Here is a 19,702-nt window from a genome sequence, read left to right on the forward strand (position 1 = left end):
GAACGCGGTAGCGAATCACGTGCCCGCGCCTCGCGCATACCGGAGCCGAGCATCGGCGAGGTGCGGGCATGAGCGAACGCAGTGAGCGAATCATGTGCCAGCGTGCGACACGCATGCTGGAACCGGGCGTCAGCGAGGTGCAGGCATGAGTGTCGACGCGACGGTGCCTGGCAAAGGTCCCGCGATCGCCCGAACCCGCGCCGGACGGCAGTCGCGCATCGTCGAACTGCTGTCCGCGCACTCGGTGCGCAGCCAGACCGAACTGGCCGCGCTGCTGTCCGCCGAAGGCATCGAGACCACTCAGGCGACCCTGTCGCGTGACCTCGACGAGCTGGGCGCGGTGAAGCTGCGCGCGGCCGACGGCGGCGCGGGCGTCTACGTGGTGCCCGAGGACGGCAGCCCCGTCCGCGGCGTGACCGGCGGCACCGACCGCCTCTCGAAGCTGCTCGGCGATCTGCTCGTCTCGACCGACGCCAGCGGCAACATCGCCGTCCTGCGCACCCCGCCGGGCGCCGCGCACTACCTGGCCAGCGCCCTCGACCGTGCTGCCCTGCCTTACGTCGTGGGCACCATCGCGGGCGACGACACCATCGCCGTCATCGCCCGCGAGCCCCTCACCGGGGCCGAACTGGCCACCCGCATAGAACAACTCGCGTAAGCGGGGTCGCTCGACTCACCGGGCAGGTCTCGATGGTCAGCACCCGGACCTCCCGGGGTCGGCGAGCCGTACCGGTCCGCCGCCACGTACTTCTCCTGTTGTCGAACGATTGCGTCCGGCGTCGCAGCTCGTGACCGACGGTGACCGGTGGCGTGACCGACCAGGACTACTCACTCGGGTGCGAGGACCCGCACGGTTCGGTCCGATTCGCAAGTGACATAGACGTGATGAGTTGTCGTGTCCACAGCGATGCCCTCCGTGCAGGAGGGGGACTTTGCCAAGCGGCGCGAGGCGGTGACTTTGCGGACAATGGTGTCGATCATCGTGACACTTTCGAACGCACCGGAGGTGACGTACACGGTGTGCTCGGTGGGATCGATCGCCACGCCGAGGGAAACGTCCATTCCCAGCTCTATCTTGCCTGCGGCAGTGCGTTTTTCGGTATCGATGAGCGTCACCGAGTGCCCTTCCATGCGGGTGACGTAGGCGGTGCGCGAGGCCGCGGCGATGGCGATGCCCTGCGGTGAACCATCCACCGGGATCGTCGCACTCACGGTGTAGGTGCCGGGGTCGACGACGGTGACGCCGTTCTTGGTGACGACCCAGAGCTGGTGGGAGTTCGGGTCGACCGCCACTGCGGTCGGCTCGCCGCCGACCGGGATGGTCGCGACGATGGCCCGGGTACCGGTATCGATCGCGGTCACGGTCCGGTGGTAGCGGTTGGCGACGTACACGATGTGGCGCTCGGGGTCGATGGTGACGGCGCTGTGGTCGCCGCCCGCCTCGATCTTGTCGATGACGGACCGGGTATTCGGATCGATGATCACCAACTCACGATCCGAGCCGTTCAGGATCAGGTAGACCAGATGAGTGGCCGGGTCGATCGCCATCGGCTGGAGGCTTGTCGTGGGCACCCCGATCTCTACAGTGCCGGTAACCCTCTGGGTGGCCGTATCGACGATGTACACCGACTCGTCCGCGCTGCTGGTGATGTAGGCATGCCCAAGCCCGGAATCGATCGCGACACTCTGCGGATCGTCGATGGTCTCCAGGCTCGCCAGAATTCGATACGAACCGGGGCCGACGTCGGCATACGGGTTCGTGGCGGGGTCGGTCGTGGTCGGAGTCGTGGTCGAGGTGGTCGGGAACGTCGTCGCGTGCCGGGGAGAGGCGCAGCCGCTGACGAAAATCCCGACAGCCACCGCAAGGCCCACACCCCCGATTAGCCTTGTCCTGAAACGCATTCACAAAAATCTAGCACCGCCGAGCCGAAGTGATCGCCCGCCGCGCTCTCCGTGCACCGCGGTCTGCCAGGCTCGATCGGGGCCATTCTGCCGTCCGATCACCGCGGCGGTTGTGCGGAATCGAGAATGGGGCAACTCGCCTGACGGTCGGCGGTTGTCGCCGCCCGGCCGCATTCGCCGCGGGCACGTAGCATCGGGGCGTCGCGAAGATCGTTGGGCGCCTTGATCAATGGCGTGACCGGAAAGTGGGCGAATGGTCGAGAACTGGGTGCGTGCAGCGGAGTTGTTGGTCGAGGAGGTCCTCGATCGCGCCGCCGGGGAGGTGGATCGCAGCGGGGTGATTCCGGCGAGCCATTTCGACGCGCTCGCGGAAGGCGGGTTCTATGGGTTCCCGCTCTCGGCGGGGATGACGCCCGGCACGCTGATCGACACTGCCGCGACCCTCATCGGCGGTTGTCTGGCAACGGGTTTCGTGTGGGCGCAGCATCTGGGCGCGTTGCGCGCGGTCGCGGTCGCCGACAATGCCGCCCTGCGCGAGCGCTATCTGGCGCGAATGACGGCAGGGACGTACCGGTGCGGTGTGTCGTACGCGGGCGCTCGGTCGGCGCCGACGCTGTTCGCCGAAGCCGTCGACGGCGGCATGGCGATCAGCGGCACCGCGCCGTTCGTCACCGGATGGGAGTACGTCGACGCGGTGGTCGTGTCGGTGCGCACCACCGGAAACGGCTCGGAATCCGTTGCGACGGTGCTGGTTCCGACGCGGGACCTGGAGGGCGTCGCGGTCGAGCGAATCCCGCTGATCGCCGCGGATGCCAGCGCCACCGTGCGGATCACCTTCGAGCGGGCGTTCGTGCCCGACGAGAACGTCCTCGGGGTGAAATCGCTCGACGAGTTCCATTCCGGCCGTGGCAGCCTCACCGACTGGATCAACGGCGCACTCGCCCTCGGCGTGCTGTCGCGCTGTGTGCGCGAGCTGAAGGGACTCGGAATTGATGCCCACGACGACCGATACGCCGCGCTGCGCGAGCGATTCGCCACCGTGATGGGCGATGCCGAAGCGACCTACGCCTTGCGCGCCGACATCGCGCAAGCGGCGGTGCTCGCCGCGGCCGCGGGCGTCGTCGCGACAGGCAGCCGCGCCACCCTCGCCCACACCACCGCCGAGCGACTGATGCGGCAGGCGAGCTTCGCACTCGTCTGCACCACCCGCGAACCGATCAAGGACGCGCTGCTGGACCGCTTGCGTCCGGCCGACCTCGGTTGAGCCGCGACCGATCATCTGTCAGTACTTCGTGCTGGTGGGCACCGCTTCCGCGAACACCGAGTTCGCGACCGCGGGCACATCGAGCCCGGTGTCGAGCATGTCGACCGAGACAGCTCGGATAGCGGAGCCCTGGGGAGGCCCGACGCCAATCAGCACAGGCGGGACAACCACGAAAGCCGGGTCCGTGGTCGAGTCCGGTTCGAACTGCAATGATGTCCGGTATGAGCGCTCCCGACGAGCTGCGTGTGACGGCCGAGGAGTTCGCCGAAGGGGCGACTGCCGAGCTCGGTGACATCGAGATCGTCGATGGGCGCGTGGTCCGGCTGGTGGCTCAGAGCCCGGCGCACAGCCGCGTGGTCCGGCGACTGGCAGGGATGCTGGAGGCAGCCCGGCGCGACGGCGGGCCGTGCATGGTGGTGGACTCCGACGTTGCCGCACGATTCGCCGACGCGGAATCCGCAACAGTGGATCGGCGGTTGAACATCCGCTACCCCGATATCTGGATCCGGGACACCGAACCCTACGACGTCGACACCGTGCGTGAGCACATCCTGCTGGTGGTCGAGTTCACCTCCGAGTCGACCATCGATGCCGATATCAACGACAAGCGAATTCAATACGCAACGGCAGGAATTCCTCGGTACCTGATCGTCCGGCTGGACCAGAAGGAAGAACGCATCGAAGAGATCGAGGAATACCGTCTCGACTGGTCCGGTCGCCGCTACGCTGCCCACACGGTCCACCGACGTGTACTGCTCCTCGACGACCCGGTCGAGGCGACCGTTCCATTCGACGTACTGGAACAACCGTAGCGACCAGCCGCTCAACCCCTGGGCGCGGAATCGCAAAATCCGCCCGCTGGCCGCGGCCTCGCCGCTCGCGAGTCCGGTTGCTGCTCGTAATTCGGCTTTTCACCTTCGACATCGGGGGCGGTCGCTGCTCCGTGGTGTCGTAGCGTGCACGGACGATCGCCTCTGGTACTTCGTCGCAGGTGATGCTCGGTCGGCGTGACCGGCAGGGCCGGGATCGCACTGTTCGATCCCCGTCGGCGCGGGCCGTGCGTGGCCCGGCAGTATTCGGGCACACTCGGGGCTTGTCCGTAAATTACTGTCGGAGTTGATCTTTGGGTCGACGTGCCGGGTGGCAGCGGGAAACTTGGGTATGTGTCGTCTGCGAGATTGTCTATCCGCTGCCGAGTTGCGGGTCAAGTTCGAACGGCTCCTGCCGCATCTGGATGAACGCCGTCGTCGGCTCTACCTGGCCAGCGAGGCGATTGCGATGGGCCACGGCGGATTACCGTGGTGGCCGCCGCCTCCGGCGCCAGCACCGCTACCGTCACGCGCGGCATCTGCAAACTGACTGCGAATCCCGCACCGCCCCAACGCGTCCGGGCTCCGGGCGCCGGTCGCAAGCCGCTGGTGGTGACCGACATTGGCCTGCTGCCGGCGTTGGAGGCACTCATTGAGCCGCATACGCGCGGCGTCCGGTTTCTGCGCTGCGCTGGACCACGCTGTCGCTGCGCACCTTGGCTGCGGCGCTGACCGACCAGGGACACCCGGTCGGCGCCACGACAGTCGGGCACCTGCTGCACGCACAGGGATACCGTCTGCAAGGCACTGCCAAAATCAACGAAGGCGCCTGCCATCCAGACCGCGACGCGCAGTTCGCACACATCAACGCGACCGCCACCGCCCTCCTCGACGCCGGACAGCCGGTCATCAGCGTCGATACCAAGGCCAAGGAGTGGATCGGCAACCGCGACCGTCCCGGACGCACCTGGCGCCCGGGCAAGAACCCGATCAAGGTGGACTGCCACACCTTCGTCACCGACGATCAGCCGGTGGCCATCCCCTACGGGATCTATGACATCGCCACCAACACCGGCTGGGTCAACGTCGGAACCGACCACGAAACTGCCGAATTCGCGGTGGAATCCATCCGCCGCTGGTGGCGGCGCTGCGGGCGGCAGCAGCTACCCGGACGCGACCCGGCTGCTGATCACCGCGGACGCCGGTGGCTGCAACGACCCCCGCCGCTGGACATGGAAGAAGCACCTGCACGCCTTCGCCATCGACAGCGGCTTGGAGATCATGGTCTGCCACTACCCTCCCGGAACTTCGAAGTGGAACAAGATCGAGCACCGGATGTTCTGCCACATCACCGCCAATTGGCGCGGCCGACCGCTGACCAGTTATCAGGTCGTCATCGAGACCATCGCCGCGACAACAACGAGCACCGGATTGACCATCGGCGCCGACTTGGACACCAGCAGTTACCCACTCGGCGGCACCGGCACCTCCGCCGAGTTCCACGCCCTGCCAATCACACCCGACGCCTTCCGCGGCGACTGGAACTACAGCGTGGCCCCCTGCGCGCCGCGCCCGGCCGAGCAAGCCCCGACCCACCGCAGGCTCGATCCCGCCGTGACCGACATGCTCACCGATCCGGCTCTGACCGGTATGTCTCGAGCGGACTTCGCGCACCTGGCAGCGGTCTCGGAACCGTATTGGGACGCGCTGGCAGAAGCGGCCTTCCAACGTCGCTTCCACCGCCCCCGCGGCTATCTGCATCCGCAAACCAGCAGCGTCGACCATTTCCACCGGCTCCTGACAGCCTTGCTGCGGCGGCGAAGAGCCGCCACCAGCACGCTGCTGGCCCAACTACTCGGCATCACGCGCACCAATCTGTCCAACCAGTTCCGCGACGGCCACCGGATACTGGACCTGCACCGGATCGACGTCTCACCGATGCCCGGATCTCCCGCCCGCACCCTCGAGCAGCTACAGGCACGCCTCACAATCGCCACCCAACCCAAGATCAACTCCAACAGTAATTTACGGACAAGCCCCGGGCCGGATCGAGAATTGCCAGGTCGCGGTGTTCCTCACGGATGCCACCTGCACTGGGCACGCGTTCCTGGATCGGGCGTTGTATCTGCCGCAGTCGTGGGCCGGTGACCCGGACCGCCGCGACGAGGCTGGCGTACCCGAGGATGTGCATTTCCGCACGAAACCGGTGCTTGCGAGCGCTTGATCACCGATGCCCTCGATGCCGGGAACCCGGCGCGGTGGGTGGCCGGGGACGAGGTTTACGGCAACGACCCGAAGCTGCGGAAGGCAATCGAAACCCGCAGCGTTGGTTATGTTCTCGCGATCAGTTGTAGTCATCGGGTCACCACCGCTACCGGGAAGATCCGCGCCGACATCCTGACAGCCGGGCTGCCGAAACGGGCCTGGCAGCCGCGCTCGGCCAGCGACGGTGCCAAAGGGCCGCGGATCTATGACTGGGCATGGATCGAGATCGCCGGCGACGACGACAAGCACACGACCGGCTGCCGGTGGCTGCTGGTGCGCCGCAACCAGCACAGCGGGGAGTTGGTGTTCTACCGGTGCTGGGCACCCGGCCCGGTGACCCTGGCCCAACTGGTGAAAGTCGCTGGTCGCAGGTGGTCGATCGAGGAGAATTTCCAGACCGCCAAGGGCCTGACCGGGCTCGACCAGCATCAGGTCAGGCACTGGCGGTCTTGGCACCGCTGGACGCTGCTGGCCATACTTGCCTACGCCTTCCTGTCCATCCTCGCCGCCGGTCAACGCGAGCTGGAAAGACCCAGCGACGGGTTGATCGCGTTCATCCGCAACGAGATTCGTCACCTCTACGCGGTACTGATCCAGCCAGCCCACACGATCAGGCACCGACTGCACTGGTCCACCTGGCGCCGCCGACACCAGCACCGCGCCCCCACCAGCCACTACCAGCGCCGATCCCAACTCACACCATGATCACGAAATCCGGCTGGAGTATTAGAGCCCGGTCATAACCTTCTGCGCATCGTCGCGGCACCACCGCGCAGGAAGTTGATGACGAACACCGATAATCGAGCCCTCCCCCTGGGAATACTTATCCACATTTCACCGGCTACCCGATCGGCCACCGCGTCCCGCTGGCAGTGGTCCGAGTCACTCTGCTCAGCAAAAACTGAGTTGGGCAATAAATTCCGACTTTGGCACAAGCGCGATCCTCATAGCCAACCGCTACCAATTCCTCGAACAATGAGCTCATCTGGCAAGAATGATCATTCATTTTCGGCCCCGTGCCCCGGCGCGGCACCCCTCCCGCTGATGCGCGCGAGTCCGCCCGCGCGGTGGCGATCCGGCAGCACCCTTCTCGCGGGCGGCCGCTCGACCGTTGCGCGGCGGACGTCGGATGTCGGGGAGGGCTGTGCGTAGAGGGGGTGTGCGTCGGGAAGCGCGCCCTGTTAGCCTGTCTCGACAGGGGATCTGGATGGGAGCGGAATCGCATTGTGCTGTAGTTATTTACGAACGATGTATCACCCGGGGGCTTGCGGCGATCATCGTCCGGCGTATTGCGATAGGAAGGCAAGAGGATACCGATGAAAGACGATCTGCCAACCGCATTCGGTCGGCTGCATGCCTTCGCGCAAACCCTTTCGGGCCTCATGAAAGAGGCGCAGGAAGCGGGTGCCGAACAAGCGACCGGTCGCGACAATACCGACTGTGTCACGGTGACTATAGATCGATCGGGCGCATTGCTGTCCATTGATGTCTCGGACAACTGGGCGCAGAAGCTGGATCCCAAAGATATCGGCCCGGCGGTGCTGCGCGCGGTACAGGATGCGCGGGTGCGGCAGCTGGAGAGCTCGATGGATTCGGTGGCCGAGAGTGGGCTGCTGGCAAAGATCGAGTCACTGAACATCGAAGATATGACGCCCACCGATATCGAGCCGCCGCGCCCCTTGCGCGGACCGACAGTTGCTCCCGGCCAACTGGTCGACGAGATCCTCCAGGCGATCGAGAGTGGCGGTACGCAGGCGCGGCCGGCCACATTCGTCGGCACCGAGGATGTCGACGACGACATCGCGGCGCGGGTGGAGCTGGATTCCACGGGGATCATCGACTGCTCCGTCGGTATCGCCTGGGGAAAGAGCGTCGGGGGAAGCACCATAGCCTGGGCCGTGCGGCAAGCGTATGACAAAGCCTACGAGGACGTGCTGGCTTCGGCCGCGCGCGGAACGGGCCCGCAAGGTGGCTTGTTCTCGGAAGCGCTTCAGGTAATCAATTCATTGCAGACGCCGCGAGGACAGTAATGGGCCAAGAAGTATCGGTAGCCACGGACACCCTTCGTAAAGAGGGGAAGGTCTGGATGAACGAGTCCGACTCGCTGGAAAAGGTCAAGGGCGATATCGAATCCATCGGATTCAACAGGGTGGAAGCCGGGATATTCCAGGCGATCGTCGACGCGCACGCCAAGATAATCGAGAAGATGATGACGCTCTCCGGGCAGGGGGCCATGCGCTTCGACCAGGTCGGCGAAGTCTTGCAGAAATGCGCGGATACCTACTATGCCGAAGATGCCGCGGGGAAGCACAGGATCGACAACCTCTGGTGAGGTGAAAGGTTTCCGTAATGTCGAACGAATTCGATAGCGCTGCCTACCAGCAGATCTGGGACAAGCTGGTCGGGTATGCGCAGGACGTCGATACGCTGTTCGCGCAGAGCGCGCCGAACGCGATAAACGACGGGCTGAACACCCCTTACGCCGACTGGATTCCCGGTCTAGCCAATCTGATCAAGACCGCGGGCCGCAAGATGCTCCAAGCACTCAAGTGGCTCTGGGAGAAGATCATGGATCTCCTGGAAGGGGTGGCCGCCCCGCTCTTCATGGCGCAGCGAGCGTTCGAGTGGTCCGATGCGAAGGGTGCTTTCGCGGATATCTCGTCCGCGATCAACCCGGATCTGCTGCTCGCCCCGAAGGAATGGAAGGGCGATGCCGCGGACGAGTATGTGAAGACCGTCGGAAGTCAGCGGACCGCGATCGGCAAGATGGAAGAGATCTGCGAGACCTGCAGGAACCATCTCATCGCCGCGGCGATCGCGGGATTCGTACTCTATGCGGGCGTCGCGTCTGTAGTTGCTCAGTTCCTCACGGCCGTCGCTGTCGAGCTCGGCCTGATCGCGGCAGGCTTCACCGCAGCGGGAGGCTTCGCCGCATTCTGGGCGACGACCGGTATCACCGCGGCCGAACTCAGTGCCGCCGCGGGCGTGGCAGTTGTCTTCGTCGGAGATCAAACGAAGGCATGGAACGATATCGACGCGGCGGCCAACAACAACTCCGGCTTCCAGAAGGACCCGGACAGTGGAGCGGTCAACTGGCCGGACCCGAACACCAAGTACTTCGACGATGCCTCCGTGGACGATGACAACGAATCCAAATGGCGGTTGAATCCTGACAAGTGACGTGGCGGGGAAAATCGTGCGTGACAGTAAGAAGGCCCGGCGCGGCACCCTGCTCCAAGTGGGTGTCTCCTCGATGATCCTCAGCGGCGGATTGGCCTCCGTCGCATTACTTCTCGGCGAATCCGGTGCTCCGGTGGTAGCGGCGGTCATGTCGGTGACCTTCGTCGTACAGTTGATCGGCATCGTGGTCGGGTGGCGTTCGGCTCCGACCGGGGCGGTGCGCGTGGCGATATGCGGTGCTTTCGTCGCGGTGGGGCTGGCGATTCTAGGGCTGGTGGTCGCCGCCTTACTGAAAGCGATCAGCCTGTTCATGCCGGGTATGTACCTCGCGGCCCTGTTCCTGCTGTTCCTGCAGGGCTACCAGTGCGTGTGGCGAGGCCGTGCATGAATCGATCCTCTACAGATCCACGATCTTCCAGATCGCTCTGTCGGCTTCGGCAGAAGGAATACCGCTTCTGCCCCAGGGCTACGGCGTTCTCGCTGAATGCCTCGTGGCCTGCGGGTTTCCGGGTTGAGTAGGTGGATGCCGCGGTGGGGGTGGAATGCGGTGTCGCGGATTGCTTCGGCGATGTTGGCGGCTCCGGCGAGCCGGTGGAGATTGAGCGCGGTGCTTCTCATGGTCGCCATGACTTGCGGCCCGCTGCGAACAGCTGCCCTTGAGCGATCCTCGTCGTAGGTGACATCACGCACCCAATGGATGGAATTTTCAATCCCCCAGTGCGACCTGATCCAGACGGCGATCTGGGCGGGTTTGGCGTGTTCGAACGGCAGGCTGCAGACCGCGTAAATGATCTCGGAACTGGCCTTCCCGGTGGCGATTTCGAGACGCTCGCGGGTTATGCGGATGACCTGTTTCGCATACGGCCACCGGATGCCTCGGGGTGCGGTGACGATCTGGAATCTGCGGTGCTCGTCGCGGCCGTGCCCGTGAGTGTCGTCGGTCGCGGCGACGGGAATATCGTGCCAGGGCAGGGCCGAAACCCGTGCCAGCAAACCGGCCTGGTTGGCCTTCACGACCATCACGTAGTGCGATTTCAGGGTGCGGCAGATCAGCTTCGCGGTCGCTGTCTGGGTATGGATCGCATCGGTCACCACCAGCAGCGGGACGCGCGGGAATCGTTTGAGAAGCGTTCGCAAACAAGGTATTTCGTTGCTCTTGGCGTCGATGGCCAGCTGTCCCAGCACCAGACGGGTGTGGTGGGCCAACATCGATACCAGATGCGAGGCGAGTGCGCCGGCTTTGCGGGCACCCTCGAGGGTCTTGCCGTCCAGCGACACCGCCAGCAATCCGTTCCCCTCGGCAGCGGCCACGGCCAGCTCGGTGAAGTACACGCCCAGCCGCCGGTCCAGATCTGCGGCATCGAGCATCGACAGCACCCGCCGCAACGTCTTCTCGCTCGGGCGGGTGTCGCGGGTGATGCCCAACTCGATCATCACCTCCACCGGTGCGGTGCGCGCCCAGGTGGCGAAACCGGCATAGCTGCGCATCCCTGCCGCCACCGCCAGAATCGCCATCGCCAACAGCGCCGATAACCGATAGCGGCGCCCACGCCGATCGCGTGGATCAGGCACCGACGCCAGCACATCCATCAACGGGAAACCCAGCGCCACCGACCCGTTGACTACCGTCCAGCGTTGCAGGGTTTCCGAAATCGGTGCGGCAGGAGATACTTGGACAGCAGGCAGAGCGACTCCGGTGACGGGCTTGTGTGAGAGCTGGATCGTTACACAGTCGCTCGTGCTCCCGTCTTCGAAGCCCCAAGAACCCCAGTCGAATTCACTCGACATCGACGCAGGTAACGACTCCGTCAACGACGTTGCCGGAGCCCTGCGGTGCGTGCCTGGTCCGACATCGGTAGCGGTTCGGGCCATCCCGCCTTGCCACGGAATCCGAGGAGGCGAGGTTCGGGCCGTCCGGGTTGGGGGCTTGTCGGCTGATAGAGTCGGGTGTCGGAGTCGGCGGTCGAAGGGGAGGGCATGGCACGCGGGATCGTGGGGGGCGTTCTGGCGGCGGCGGTCGTAGCTGTTGTCGCGGCTTGTGGTGGGACGACCGAGGGGTCGCCATCGACCAGTTCCAGCGCCGCGGAAGCTCCGTTGTTCAACCCGTGCACCGGGATTCCCGATGATGTGCTGCGGTCGGCGGGGGTTGATCCGGCGACGGAGGAGAGCGGGATCGCGGGGGTGCATCAGCACGGGTGGGAGATCTGCGGTTGGAGGGGGAAAAAGTACACGATTACGGTGTATTCGACGGGGCGGTCTGTGGCGGAGTTCGAGAAGAAGCCCGGCAATGTCGACTTCCGGGACGTCACGGTTGCCGGACGCGAGGGGCGGCAGTTCAAGGTAGAGGGGGCTTCCAAGGACCTGCACTGCGATGTCCTGTTCCCTGCGTCGCAGGGCGGAGTCCTGCAACTATCGGTCTCGAACAGGGTTGGACTGGATGGTCTCGAAGAACCGTGTTCGGTTCTGTATCGGGTGGGCGAGTTGATCGTTCCGGTCTTTCCACGTTGACGAGAGGAGGGGGAAGTCGATGAGTGAGGGTGACCGGTCGCAGTGGCAGCGTTTCTCTGAACAAGCAAGGGCGGGGGAGCTTTATCTTGACGATGAGGCGGCGGCTCTACAAGCTTTGGCAGCTTGCAACCGTCGCATTGATGATCTACAGGGGTTGGCCGATCTCGCCAAGCGGTGCCAGAATGTTTCCGGCTTCGGCGATTTCGATATGGCGGATGTGCTCGCCGGAAAGTTCCGTAAGCAGGCGATAGGCACCGACAGCTCGATTGATGCGATCATCGCGAAAGACGTCGAAGTCGTGAAGGACATGCGCGACATCATGGCCATCTCCATCGCGCGTCTCCGGGGCCAGGACTACACGAATTCAGCGGCGATCACCGCGATCATCGATTCCGTGGGGGAGTAGATCGTGACGGGCATGAACGGCGGCATGTTCAGTTGGAGCGCAGGGGATATGGGCTCAGCCATGCTGGAGAGCCTGACCGACTGGATCGCTGGGGAAGAGCGGGAGCCGGGCATCAAGCCGGGCGACATTCAGGGGCGATTCAACCGGCAGCGAGACGACGTCCGCGGCAAAGCGGATGACACCGGTTTCGAGGGTGCGTTCCATCCGAAGGAAGTGCTGAGACAAGACGAGTTCGAGAAAGACGATGTCGCCACACTGCGCACCAAGGTCGACGCGATCGATCTGACAGCCGTCGGCAACCTGATCACCGCCTGGCAGGCAGTCGGCGATCGCGCTCGCGAATCGCTCGGCACCTTCACCGCCGCTATCACCCGGTTGACCGAGGACGGAGTGTGGCAAGGCGCGTCGGCCGATGCCGCCGTCGCGGGTGTGCGCGATTACGCCTCCCACGGTGCGCAACTGCCGAACGCCGCGGCGCTCACCAGCAACAAACTCGCCGAACTCAAAACAGGATTGGAACCGACGAAGCTGCTGGTCCCGCACGCGCCGGACGATCGGTCCTTCACCGACAACGCGCGTTCGTGGATCGCCGGCCGCGGCTGGCGCAGCAACTCCGAAGCGCAGGACACCGCGAAGACCGAGGCACTGCGGGTGCTGACGACGGTGTTCGCTCCGGTCGTCCGGGAATCCGACACGAACGTGCCGGTGCTTCCGCAACCGTACAACCCGGTGCAGCCCGGTGATCAACCGCCGATAACCGGACCCGGCCCTGGACCGGGCGGCCCTGGTCCAGGGCCCGGTGGCCCCGGCCCGGGCGGCACGCCAACGGAATCCAAACCGGAGGCCCCGACCGTGGATCCGGACGACTCGGATCAGACGAATCCGAGCGGAACCAACTCGACCTCGACCGATCCGGCATCCACGAATCCGGCGTCGACAACTCCGGCCTCTACTCCCACGACGAATCCGGCGGGCTTGCCCGATCGTCCCGGGCCTGGCCCGGGAACCCCGGGTCCGCCAGGTCCGGGCGGGACGCCCGCTGTGCCCTCGCCCGGTCGGTCCATCCGCGGGGTGCCGGTCACGGCCACCACCGGCGTTCCGGCCTCGGCGGCGAGTCCGGCGACTCGCGCGGCGATGAGCGGTTTGGGCGGTCTCGGAGCTCCCGGCGCGCGCGGCGGCCGATCCGAGGACGAGTCGAGCAAGGGTGTGCCCGACTACCTGATCAACCAGGAACACGGCGAGGAACTGACGGGACTGAAGGACCTGCCGAGGGCGGTGCCCCCGGTGATCGGGGAGTGACAGGAATCGCTGTTCGTCTGTGCACGAGCGTTTTTCGACAGGACGCACCGCCACGGATGACGCGGCCGAATGGGGCGAGATCATGAAAACCGTGCGACAGTGGCGGTTCACCGCGCTCGAATTCCGGACGCTGTGGGAATCCACGGGCCGCGACGTGTTGCCTTATCCGTTGCGCCACTGGTTCACCACCCGCTACCGCTCGGACAGCCTGCGCTTGCGGCAGGCGGCCGCGCTGGCGGTGCGACCGCAGCTCGACGACGACCTGGTGCGGGCGGTGCACGTGCTGTTCGCACCCGAAGCGCGCATCGAGCTGGCGGGGTATCTCGGCGCAGGCCGGGACCGTGAGCTGCGAGCCCACGCCGGCGTGCACGACGAGCACGGCGCGCTTGCCGTGCAGGAGCACAGCGTCGACGGGTATGGCGACGTGACGCTGACGTTCCTGCCCGCCGCCCGGGTGGCACGTGCAGTCGTCGATGTGCTGCCGGAATACCCTGCGGGACAGCGTGAACCGATGACGATTCCGGTCGAAGAGCTGGAGGGTCCGCTTCCCGCGGTGCGCGACGCGTGGCGGCCGACGCCGCGCGAGGAGTTCGCGAAGTTCTTCGCCAGGCCCGTCCGCGCGAGCGTGCACGTCGGCGTCTACCCGTTGGGCAGCGCCGACAACCGGCACATCAAGGGCCGCAAAGACTTCCAGATCACGGACTTCGAAGGCGACGGCCGCTACGTCACCTTCGGCTCCCGTATGGTCATCGCCAAACCCACTACCCGCGAACGCATCACGGCGACGATGCACGAGATGATCGGCCGCACCGTCGAAGAAGTCCGCGCGGGTGACCACCCGCCCCGCTGACTCCCGACGCGGGAGCCGACGGCGCTCACCTGAAGGCGGCCGCCGCGCCCGTCCTATCCCAGGTAAGGATGGCCAGGGCGGGCACGGTCTCCCGCCGTTACTCGCGTGACAGCATGGCGACGGCTTCGCGCTCGAGGTCGACGTACGGCTCGCCGCTGACGTCGACGGCCACTCGATGCAGCGTGCCACCGGTGAACTCCCACGGGGAGGTTCCGGGGTAGTCGTCGGTGACGGCCTCCGCGCTGTCGCGGCCCGCGTTCAGGCCTTCTCCCGCGATGCTGAACTTGCCCGGCTGGGTCCTGATCCGACCCTCGCCGACCTTGCGCTCGCCGTAGTAGAGGGTGAGGGTGCCTCGCGCCGTGCCGGGCGGATCCTCGCTCTCCTTGTCGAAGGAGGCGGCGAGGATGAGGTTATCACCGGTCGGCAGGTCCTCGTCGGCGCTGATCCGCTGCTCGTCGCTGCCGAGGAAGTTGTAGACGTAGTGCAGCCGGTTGTTCTTGATGTACATGGCATGTCCGCCGAACCGGCCACCGTGGGAGAACAGCACCCCGGCCGCGCCAGGGCCGGGCAGGTCGACGAGCGCGCCGATCGAATACGAGCGGTTGCGGATGTTGACCGCGACCGACTCGGGCACCTCGGCGCCGCCGGGACGGTACACGTAGCGGTTGCGCGGCGGCGCGAGCTGGGGGCGCTGGGTGGTCAGGATCTCGACGCCGGAGCGGTCGTCGAGCGGGAACGCCTGGTTGGCGCCTGCCTCGTAGAACCACAGGCCGATGAGTTCGGCGAGCTTGCCGGGTTCCTCGGCGGCGAGGTCGTGCAGCTCGGCGCGGTCCACGTCGGTGCGATACAGCTCCCAGGTGTCATCGGGGAAGTGGCTCCACCCGCTGAGGGTCGGGTGGGTGGTGACCGCTTTCCAGCCGTCGTGCCAGATGCCACGGCCGCCGAGCATCGAATAGAACTGGGTGTGTTTGGCGGTCGGGATGGTGGCCGCGTCGAAGCTGTAGCGCATGCTCACCCCCTGAATCGGCGTCTGGGCGTGGCCTTTCACCGTGTCCGGGAGCTCCACGCCGAGGCAGTCCAGCAAGGTCGGCACCAGGTCGACGGCGTGGTGGTACTGGTCGCGGGTCTCGCCGTGCGCCTTGATCCCGGCGGGCCAGGAGATGAGGCACGGATCGCAGGTGCCGCCGTTGAACGAGTACCGCTTCCACATCTTGAACGGGGTGTTGAACGCCATCGCCCACCCGTTCGGGTAGTGGTTGTAGGTCTTGGGGCTGCCCAGCTCGTCCAGTTTGGTCATGTTCTCGGCCAGGTCGTCCGGAACGCTGTTGGCGATCTTGTTCTCGTTGACCGAGCCGTCCGGTCCGCCCTCGCCGCTGGCCCCGTTGTCGGAGACCAGGACGATGATGGTGTTGTCCAGCTGCTCGATCTTCTCCAGGTAGGCGAGCAGGCGGCCGATCTGGTCGTCACAGTGCGAGAGGAAGCCCGCGTACACCTCGGCCATGCGGGCGAACAGGCGCTTCTCGTCGCTGGAGAGGCTGTCCCAGGGGCGGGTGTAGTCCAGCGGCGGGAACGGCTGACCGTCGGGCCCGCTGCGGGTCTCGGGGGTGCCGATCGGGTTGAGCGGCGGCAGCTCGGTGTTCTGCGGGACCAGTCCCATCTCCTTCTGCCTGGCCAGGGTCTGCTCACGCATCGCCTCGTAGCCCGCGTCGAACCGGCCGCGGTAGCGCTCGATCCATTCGCGCGGCACGTGGTGCGGAGCGTGCGCGCAGCCCGGCGCGTAGTAGAGGAAGACCGGACGTTCGGGCGCGATCGCCTTGACGTCGTCGATGTACTGGATGGCCCGGTCGGTGATGTCGACGCTGAAGTGGTAGCCCTGCTCGGGCGTGGCAGGCTGCTCGACGGGGTGATTGTCGTGCACCAGGTCCGGATACCACTGGTTGGTTTCCGCGCCGAGGAAGCCGTAGAAGCGCTCGAAACCGCGGCCGACCGGCCAGTTTCGCTTGGTGGACGCCAAATTCATCTCGTCCTCGGCACACAGATGCCACTTGCCGACCATGGCCGTGCTGTAGCCCCGCTCGACGAGGATTTCGGCAAGGGTGGCGCACTCCGGCGGGATGTGGCCATTGGCGCCGGGGAAGCCGACCGCGCACTCGCTGATGCAGGCCATGCCGTTGGTGGTGTGGTTGCGGCCGGTGAGCAGACAGGAGCGGGTCGGTGAGCACAGCGCGGTGGTGTGCCACTGGCTGTAGCGCAGCCCGTTCGCGGCGATCCGGTCGATGTTCGGTGTCTCGATCGGTCCGCCGTAACAGCCCATGGCGCCGAAACCGACGTCGTCGAGCACGATGTACAGCACATTCGGCGAACCGGGCGGGGCCGTCGGCTGCTCGTACGGGCCCCAGTCCGGGATCGAGTCGCGGATGTCGAGGTTGACCACACCGCGGAAAGGAATTGCCATGGTGTTCTCCTCAGCAATAGGCCGCCCCCGCACGAACGTAGGTAGCCGCGAAGACGATCGCCTCACCCGCGACGGGTGATAAGCGATGACGCCTCCCGGTGTCCGGTGCGACGCTTCAGAACACGGTCGCCCAGTCGTTCCCGATACTGACGACCAGCCAGCCGTTCGCGTCGGCCAGCTCGAGTGCCTGTTCGGCTCCCGCCACATAGTCGAACTCGCGGTCGGGGTCGTCGTGGCCCACCAGCATCCGTAGCGACGGCCGGTCCGGCTGACCGGTGAATTGCAGCATCGGGATGTCCCCGTTGGTGTTCCCAGCCGCCAGCAGCGGGCGCCGACCGATCCGGCTCCAGATCCGCACCGGCTTCTGCGGGCCATCGTCCAGGACATCCAGCTCGGCTTTGCGGACGACCGCGCCGGCTTCCCAGGCCAACGAGACGCTGCTGCCGATGACACGCTCGCGGGGAATGCCGTAGACCTCCCGGCTGATCGGTCGCATGAAGTCGCGGCCCCCGCCCGAGGCGATGTAGTTGGCGAACCCCTTGGCCGCCAAGAAGCCGAGCAGCTCGATCATCGGTGCATAGCCGCATGCCAGGTAAGCGCGGCCGAGGGTGGGGTGCCGGGCCGTACGCAGGAACCGATCGGCCAGGGATTCGAACTCCTCCACTGTCACACCGCTGAACGCGGCAAGCACACCGGAAGCGAGTACGCCCACCTCGCTGTCATCGCCGTGATAGTGCCTGGTGATCACGCCGCCCAGCCAGTCGTAGTTCTGTGTGTAGGCCGCCTGCCACGGCTGACGCGTGCGCAATGCCGGGTCCTGATCGGCCATGGCGACCAAGCGGCGCAGGATGAAATCGAGCTGGATGGGCATCGGCTTCTCGCACCACAGCGTGCCGTCGTTGTCGAAGACCGCGATCCGGTCCTCGGGCGGTACCGCGTCGGGCCCGCCCGTCACCCGGCCGACGAAATCCAGGATGGCCTGTTTGACGTCACCGTCACGCCAGCTTGGGAGAGGGTCGGCGGCCGAGACCGGGGTCTCGCGGTGTCCCGAGGCGTGCGCGACATCTTTCCGGTGCGCTGCCATGCACCGACTCCTTCCCTCCGTCCGACGGCTCTGCCCGCGACCCTCCCTCGATCGTGTGGCGGGCACATCACCCGCAGCGGGCGAGGCGCCCGGCGAAAGCGCGAATGATCACCTGCGCTCTCACCCTTGCCGGATGAGGAATTGCGCCGCCGCGGAGGTCAGACTCCGAGCAGAGGCCGGAGACCCTCGTCGAGCCATACCGTGGCGACAAGCTCACGAATCGGCAACCGCTGCACACACGAAGGAGGTCGCATGGATTCCGTGGACCTCTCGACCATCGCGGTCTTGCTGCTCGCCTTCGCGATGGCCTCCCGCAGACTCTCCGTCTTCATCACACCCGCCATCTTCTTCACCACCGCCGGACTGATCGCAGGACCCGTCTTCGGACTCATCGAACTCGACGTCGGTTCCTCGACGCTGAAGCTGCTCGTCGAGGTCACCTTGACGCTGGTGCTGTTCTCCGACGCGTCCCGGATCTCGCTGCCCCGGCTTCGCGGCGAGCACACCGTGCCGATGCGATTGCTGGCGGTCGGCCTGCCGCTGACCATCGCCGCGGGCACACTCACCGGGTTCGCGGTGCTGCCGGGCGTAGGCGTTGCCGAAGCGCTCGTGCTCGCGGTCATGGTCGCGTGCACCGACGCGGCACTCGGGCAAGCCGTGGTGACCGACGAGCGACTACCGTCCCGGATCCGGCAGGGACTCAATGTCGAGAGCGGGCTCAACGACGGACTGTGCGTGCCACTGTTCTTCATCGCCCTCGGATTGGCTCAGGCAGAAGAGGGCGCGCTCACCGCGCACGGCGCGGTCCAGATGATCCTCGAGGAGATCGGCTACGGGATCGCCGGTGGCGTCGTCGCGGGAGTGCTCGGTGCGTACACACTGCGGATCGGCTCGAAACGCGGCTGGATCGAGCCGTACTGGTTGCAGATCCTCACCGTCGCCACCGCACTGCTGAGCGCAGGCATCGCCGTCACTCTGCACGGCAGCATGTTCATCGCCGCATTCGTCGGCGGCCTGCTCTTCGGCACGCTCCGCGGCGACGTCGGCGGGCCGGTCACCGATCTGGTCGATCAAAGCGGCGAATTTCTCGACGCCGTCACCTTCCTCGTCTTCGGCGCCGCGATCCTCGGCCCCGTCCTGGACCAGCTGACCTGGCGGCTCGCGCTGTACGCGGTACTGAGTCTGACCGTCGTACGCATGCTGCCGGTGGCGCTGTCCCTGCTCGGAACCGGAGCGCGGCGGCAGACGACGCTGTTCGTCGGGTGGTTCGGCCCGCGCGGCTTGGCCACCATCGTCTTCGGCGTGCTGCTGATCCAAGAAGCGGACCTGCTGAACGAGCAGACGCTGCTGCTCGCCGCCGTCACCACCATCGGCGTGTCCGTCTACGCCCACGGCCTGACAGCCACCCCGCTGACCAACCGCTACGTCCAGTGGTACCGATCCCATCCCGACGAACGGCAACCACGTATGGAGAGCGTGCCTGCCGCGTCGCACCGCTGGCGAACACCCCGCCGAGCGGCACGATAGGCACACGCCGGGTCGGCTGAGTACCGTTTTTCAGTGTGGCGCACGCGCACCGAGGTGGTCTGTGGGATTCGGGCGGCGGCCCAGCCGGATGTGCACCCGCCACGCCCTGCCGCGGGATCCGACCAGGGGACCCCGATTCTGAATGGGATTGCA

General features: G+C 66.0%; 17 protein-coding genes and 2 pseudogenes. 15 read left to right on the forward strand and 4 right to left on the reverse strand.

Annotated elements, in window-relative coordinates; translation table 11 throughout:
• Positions 1-145 precede the first annotated feature (145 nt).
• Positions 146-658, forward strand: a complete 513-nt coding sequence (locus AC3ERS_RS26355) for an arginine repressor (RefSeq protein ID WP_431970768.1) — start codon at positions 146-148, stop codon at positions 656-658.
• A 170-nt stretch (positions 659-828) separates the two neighbouring features.
• Here AC3ERS_RS26355 and AC3ERS_RS26360 read toward each other — a convergent pair whose 3' ends face one another.
• Positions 829-1,860, reverse strand: a complete 1,032-nt coding sequence (locus AC3ERS_RS26360; protein ID WP_431970769.1) for a YVTN family beta-propeller repeat protein — start codon at positions 1,858-1,860, stop codon at positions 829-831.
• A 295-nt stretch (positions 1,861-2,155) separates the two neighbouring features.
• Here AC3ERS_RS26360 and AC3ERS_RS26365 point away from each other — a divergent pair, with 295 nt between their 5' ends.
• The 9 genes and pseudogenes from AC3ERS_RS26365 (at position 2,156) to AC3ERS_RS26405 (ending at position 9,808) form a co-directional block, all read left to right on the forward strand.
• Complete coding sequence (locus tag AC3ERS_RS26365; protein ID WP_431970770.1) at positions 2,156-3,166, forward strand: acyl-CoA dehydrogenase family protein; 1,011 nt, start codon at positions 2,156-2,158, stop codon at positions 3,164-3,166.
• 221 nt (positions 3,167-3,387) lie between these two features.
• Positions 3,388-3,978, forward strand: a complete 591-nt coding sequence (locus AC3ERS_RS26370) for a Uma2 family endonuclease (protein ID WP_431970771.1) — start codon at positions 3,388-3,390, stop codon at positions 3,976-3,978.
• 358 nt (positions 3,979-4,336) lie between these two features.
• A pseudogene (locus tag AC3ERS_RS26375) lies at positions 4,337-5,999 on the forward strand (ISAzo13 family transposase).
• 44 nt (positions 6,000-6,043) lie between these two features.
• Positions 6,044-6,199: a transposase gene (locus AC3ERS_RS26380; RefSeq protein WP_431970773.1), complete on the forward strand. Its 156-nt coding sequence runs from the start codon at positions 6,044-6,046 to the stop codon at positions 6,197-6,199.
• Positions 6,196-6,945 carry an IS701 family transposase gene (locus AC3ERS_RS26385; protein ID WP_431970774.1) on the forward strand — a complete coding sequence of 250 codons (750 nt, stop codon included), beginning with the start codon at positions 6,196-6,198 and terminating at the stop codon, positions 6,943-6,945. Before AC3ERS_RS26380 ends, AC3ERS_RS26385 begins: the two co-directional genes overlap by 4 nt.
• Positions 6,946-7,556: 611 nt before the next feature.
• The gene (locus tag AC3ERS_RS26390; RefSeq protein ID WP_431970775.1) at positions 7,557-8,270 is read left to right on the forward strand and encodes a YbaB/EbfC family nucleoid-associated protein; all 714 of its coding nucleotides are present in this window, start codon (positions 7,557-7,559) and stop codon (positions 8,268-8,270) included.
• A gap of 56 nt (positions 8,271-8,326) precedes the next feature.
• Complete coding sequence (locus AC3ERS_RS26395) at positions 8,327-8,572, forward strand: hypothetical protein (RefSeq protein ID WP_431970776.1); 246 nt, start codon at positions 8,327-8,329, stop codon at positions 8,570-8,572.
• 17 nt (positions 8,573-8,589) lie between these two features.
• The gene (locus tag AC3ERS_RS26400; protein ID WP_397095952.1) at positions 8,590-9,420 is read left to right on the forward strand and encodes a hypothetical protein; all 831 of its coding nucleotides are present in this window, start codon (positions 8,590-8,592) and stop codon (positions 9,418-9,420) included.
• A 1-nt stretch (position 9,421) separates the two neighbouring features.
• Positions 9,422-9,808, forward strand: a complete 387-nt coding sequence (locus AC3ERS_RS26405; RefSeq protein ID WP_431970777.1) for a hypothetical protein — start codon at positions 9,422-9,424, stop codon at positions 9,806-9,808.
• 116 nt (positions 9,809-9,924) lie between these two features.
• On the opposite strand, the pseudogene AC3ERS_RS26410 reads toward AC3ERS_RS26405, so the two are convergent.
• Positions 9,925-11,106, reverse strand: a pseudogene (locus AC3ERS_RS26410) (ISAs1 family transposase); the annotation flags it as partial.
• 291 nt (positions 11,107-11,397) lie between these two features.
• Here AC3ERS_RS26410 and AC3ERS_RS26415 point away from each other — a divergent pair.
• From AC3ERS_RS26415 to AC3ERS_RS26430, 4 genes are all read left to right on the forward strand, one after another.
• A complete protein-coding gene (locus AC3ERS_RS26415) occupies positions 11,398-11,928 on the forward strand; it encodes a DUF3558 domain-containing protein (protein ID WP_431970778.1) in 531 nt (176 codons plus the stop codon).
• A 19-nt stretch (positions 11,929-11,947) separates the two neighbouring features.
• Entirely contained in the window at positions 11,948-12,334 is a 387-nt protein-coding gene (locus tag AC3ERS_RS26420; RefSeq protein ID WP_431970779.1) for a hypothetical protein, read from the forward strand.
• Between the two features lie 3 nt (positions 12,335-12,337).
• Positions 12,338-13,633, forward strand: a complete 1,296-nt coding sequence (locus tag AC3ERS_RS26425) for a hypothetical protein (RefSeq protein ID WP_431970780.1) — start codon at positions 12,338-12,340, stop codon at positions 13,631-13,633.
• An 82-nt stretch (positions 13,634-13,715) separates the two neighbouring features.
• Positions 13,716-14,483 carry an ESX secretion-associated protein EspG gene (locus tag AC3ERS_RS26430; RefSeq protein ID WP_431970781.1) on the forward strand — a complete coding sequence of 256 codons (768 nt, stop codon included), beginning with the start codon at positions 13,716-13,718 and terminating at the stop codon, positions 14,481-14,483.
• Between the two features lie 97 nt (positions 14,484-14,580).
• On the opposite strand, the gene AC3ERS_RS26435 is transcribed toward AC3ERS_RS26430, so the two are convergent.
• Both AC3ERS_RS26435 and AC3ERS_RS26440 read right to left on the reverse strand, forming a co-directional pair.
• Positions 14,581-16,938, reverse strand: a complete 2,358-nt coding sequence (locus AC3ERS_RS26435; protein ID WP_431970782.1) for an arylsulfatase — start codon at positions 16,936-16,938, stop codon at positions 14,581-14,583.
• Positions 16,939-17,053: 115 nt separating this feature from the next.
• The gene (locus tag AC3ERS_RS26440; protein ID WP_431970783.1) at positions 17,054-18,022 is read right to left on the reverse strand and encodes an HAD family hydrolase; all 969 of its coding nucleotides are present in this window, start codon (positions 18,020-18,022) and stop codon (positions 17,054-17,056) included.
• A 252-nt stretch (positions 18,023-18,274) separates the two neighbouring features.
• Between AC3ERS_RS26440 and AC3ERS_RS26445 the strand changes: the two genes are divergently transcribed.
• The gene (locus tag AC3ERS_RS26445; RefSeq protein ID WP_431970784.1) at positions 18,275-19,549 is read left to right on the forward strand and encodes a cation:proton antiporter; all 1,275 of its coding nucleotides are present in this window, start codon (positions 18,275-18,277) and stop codon (positions 19,547-19,549) included.
• The last annotated feature ends 153 nt before the right edge of the window (positions 19,550-19,702 follow it).

The organism is Nocardia sp. bgisy134 (assembly GCF_057708325.1).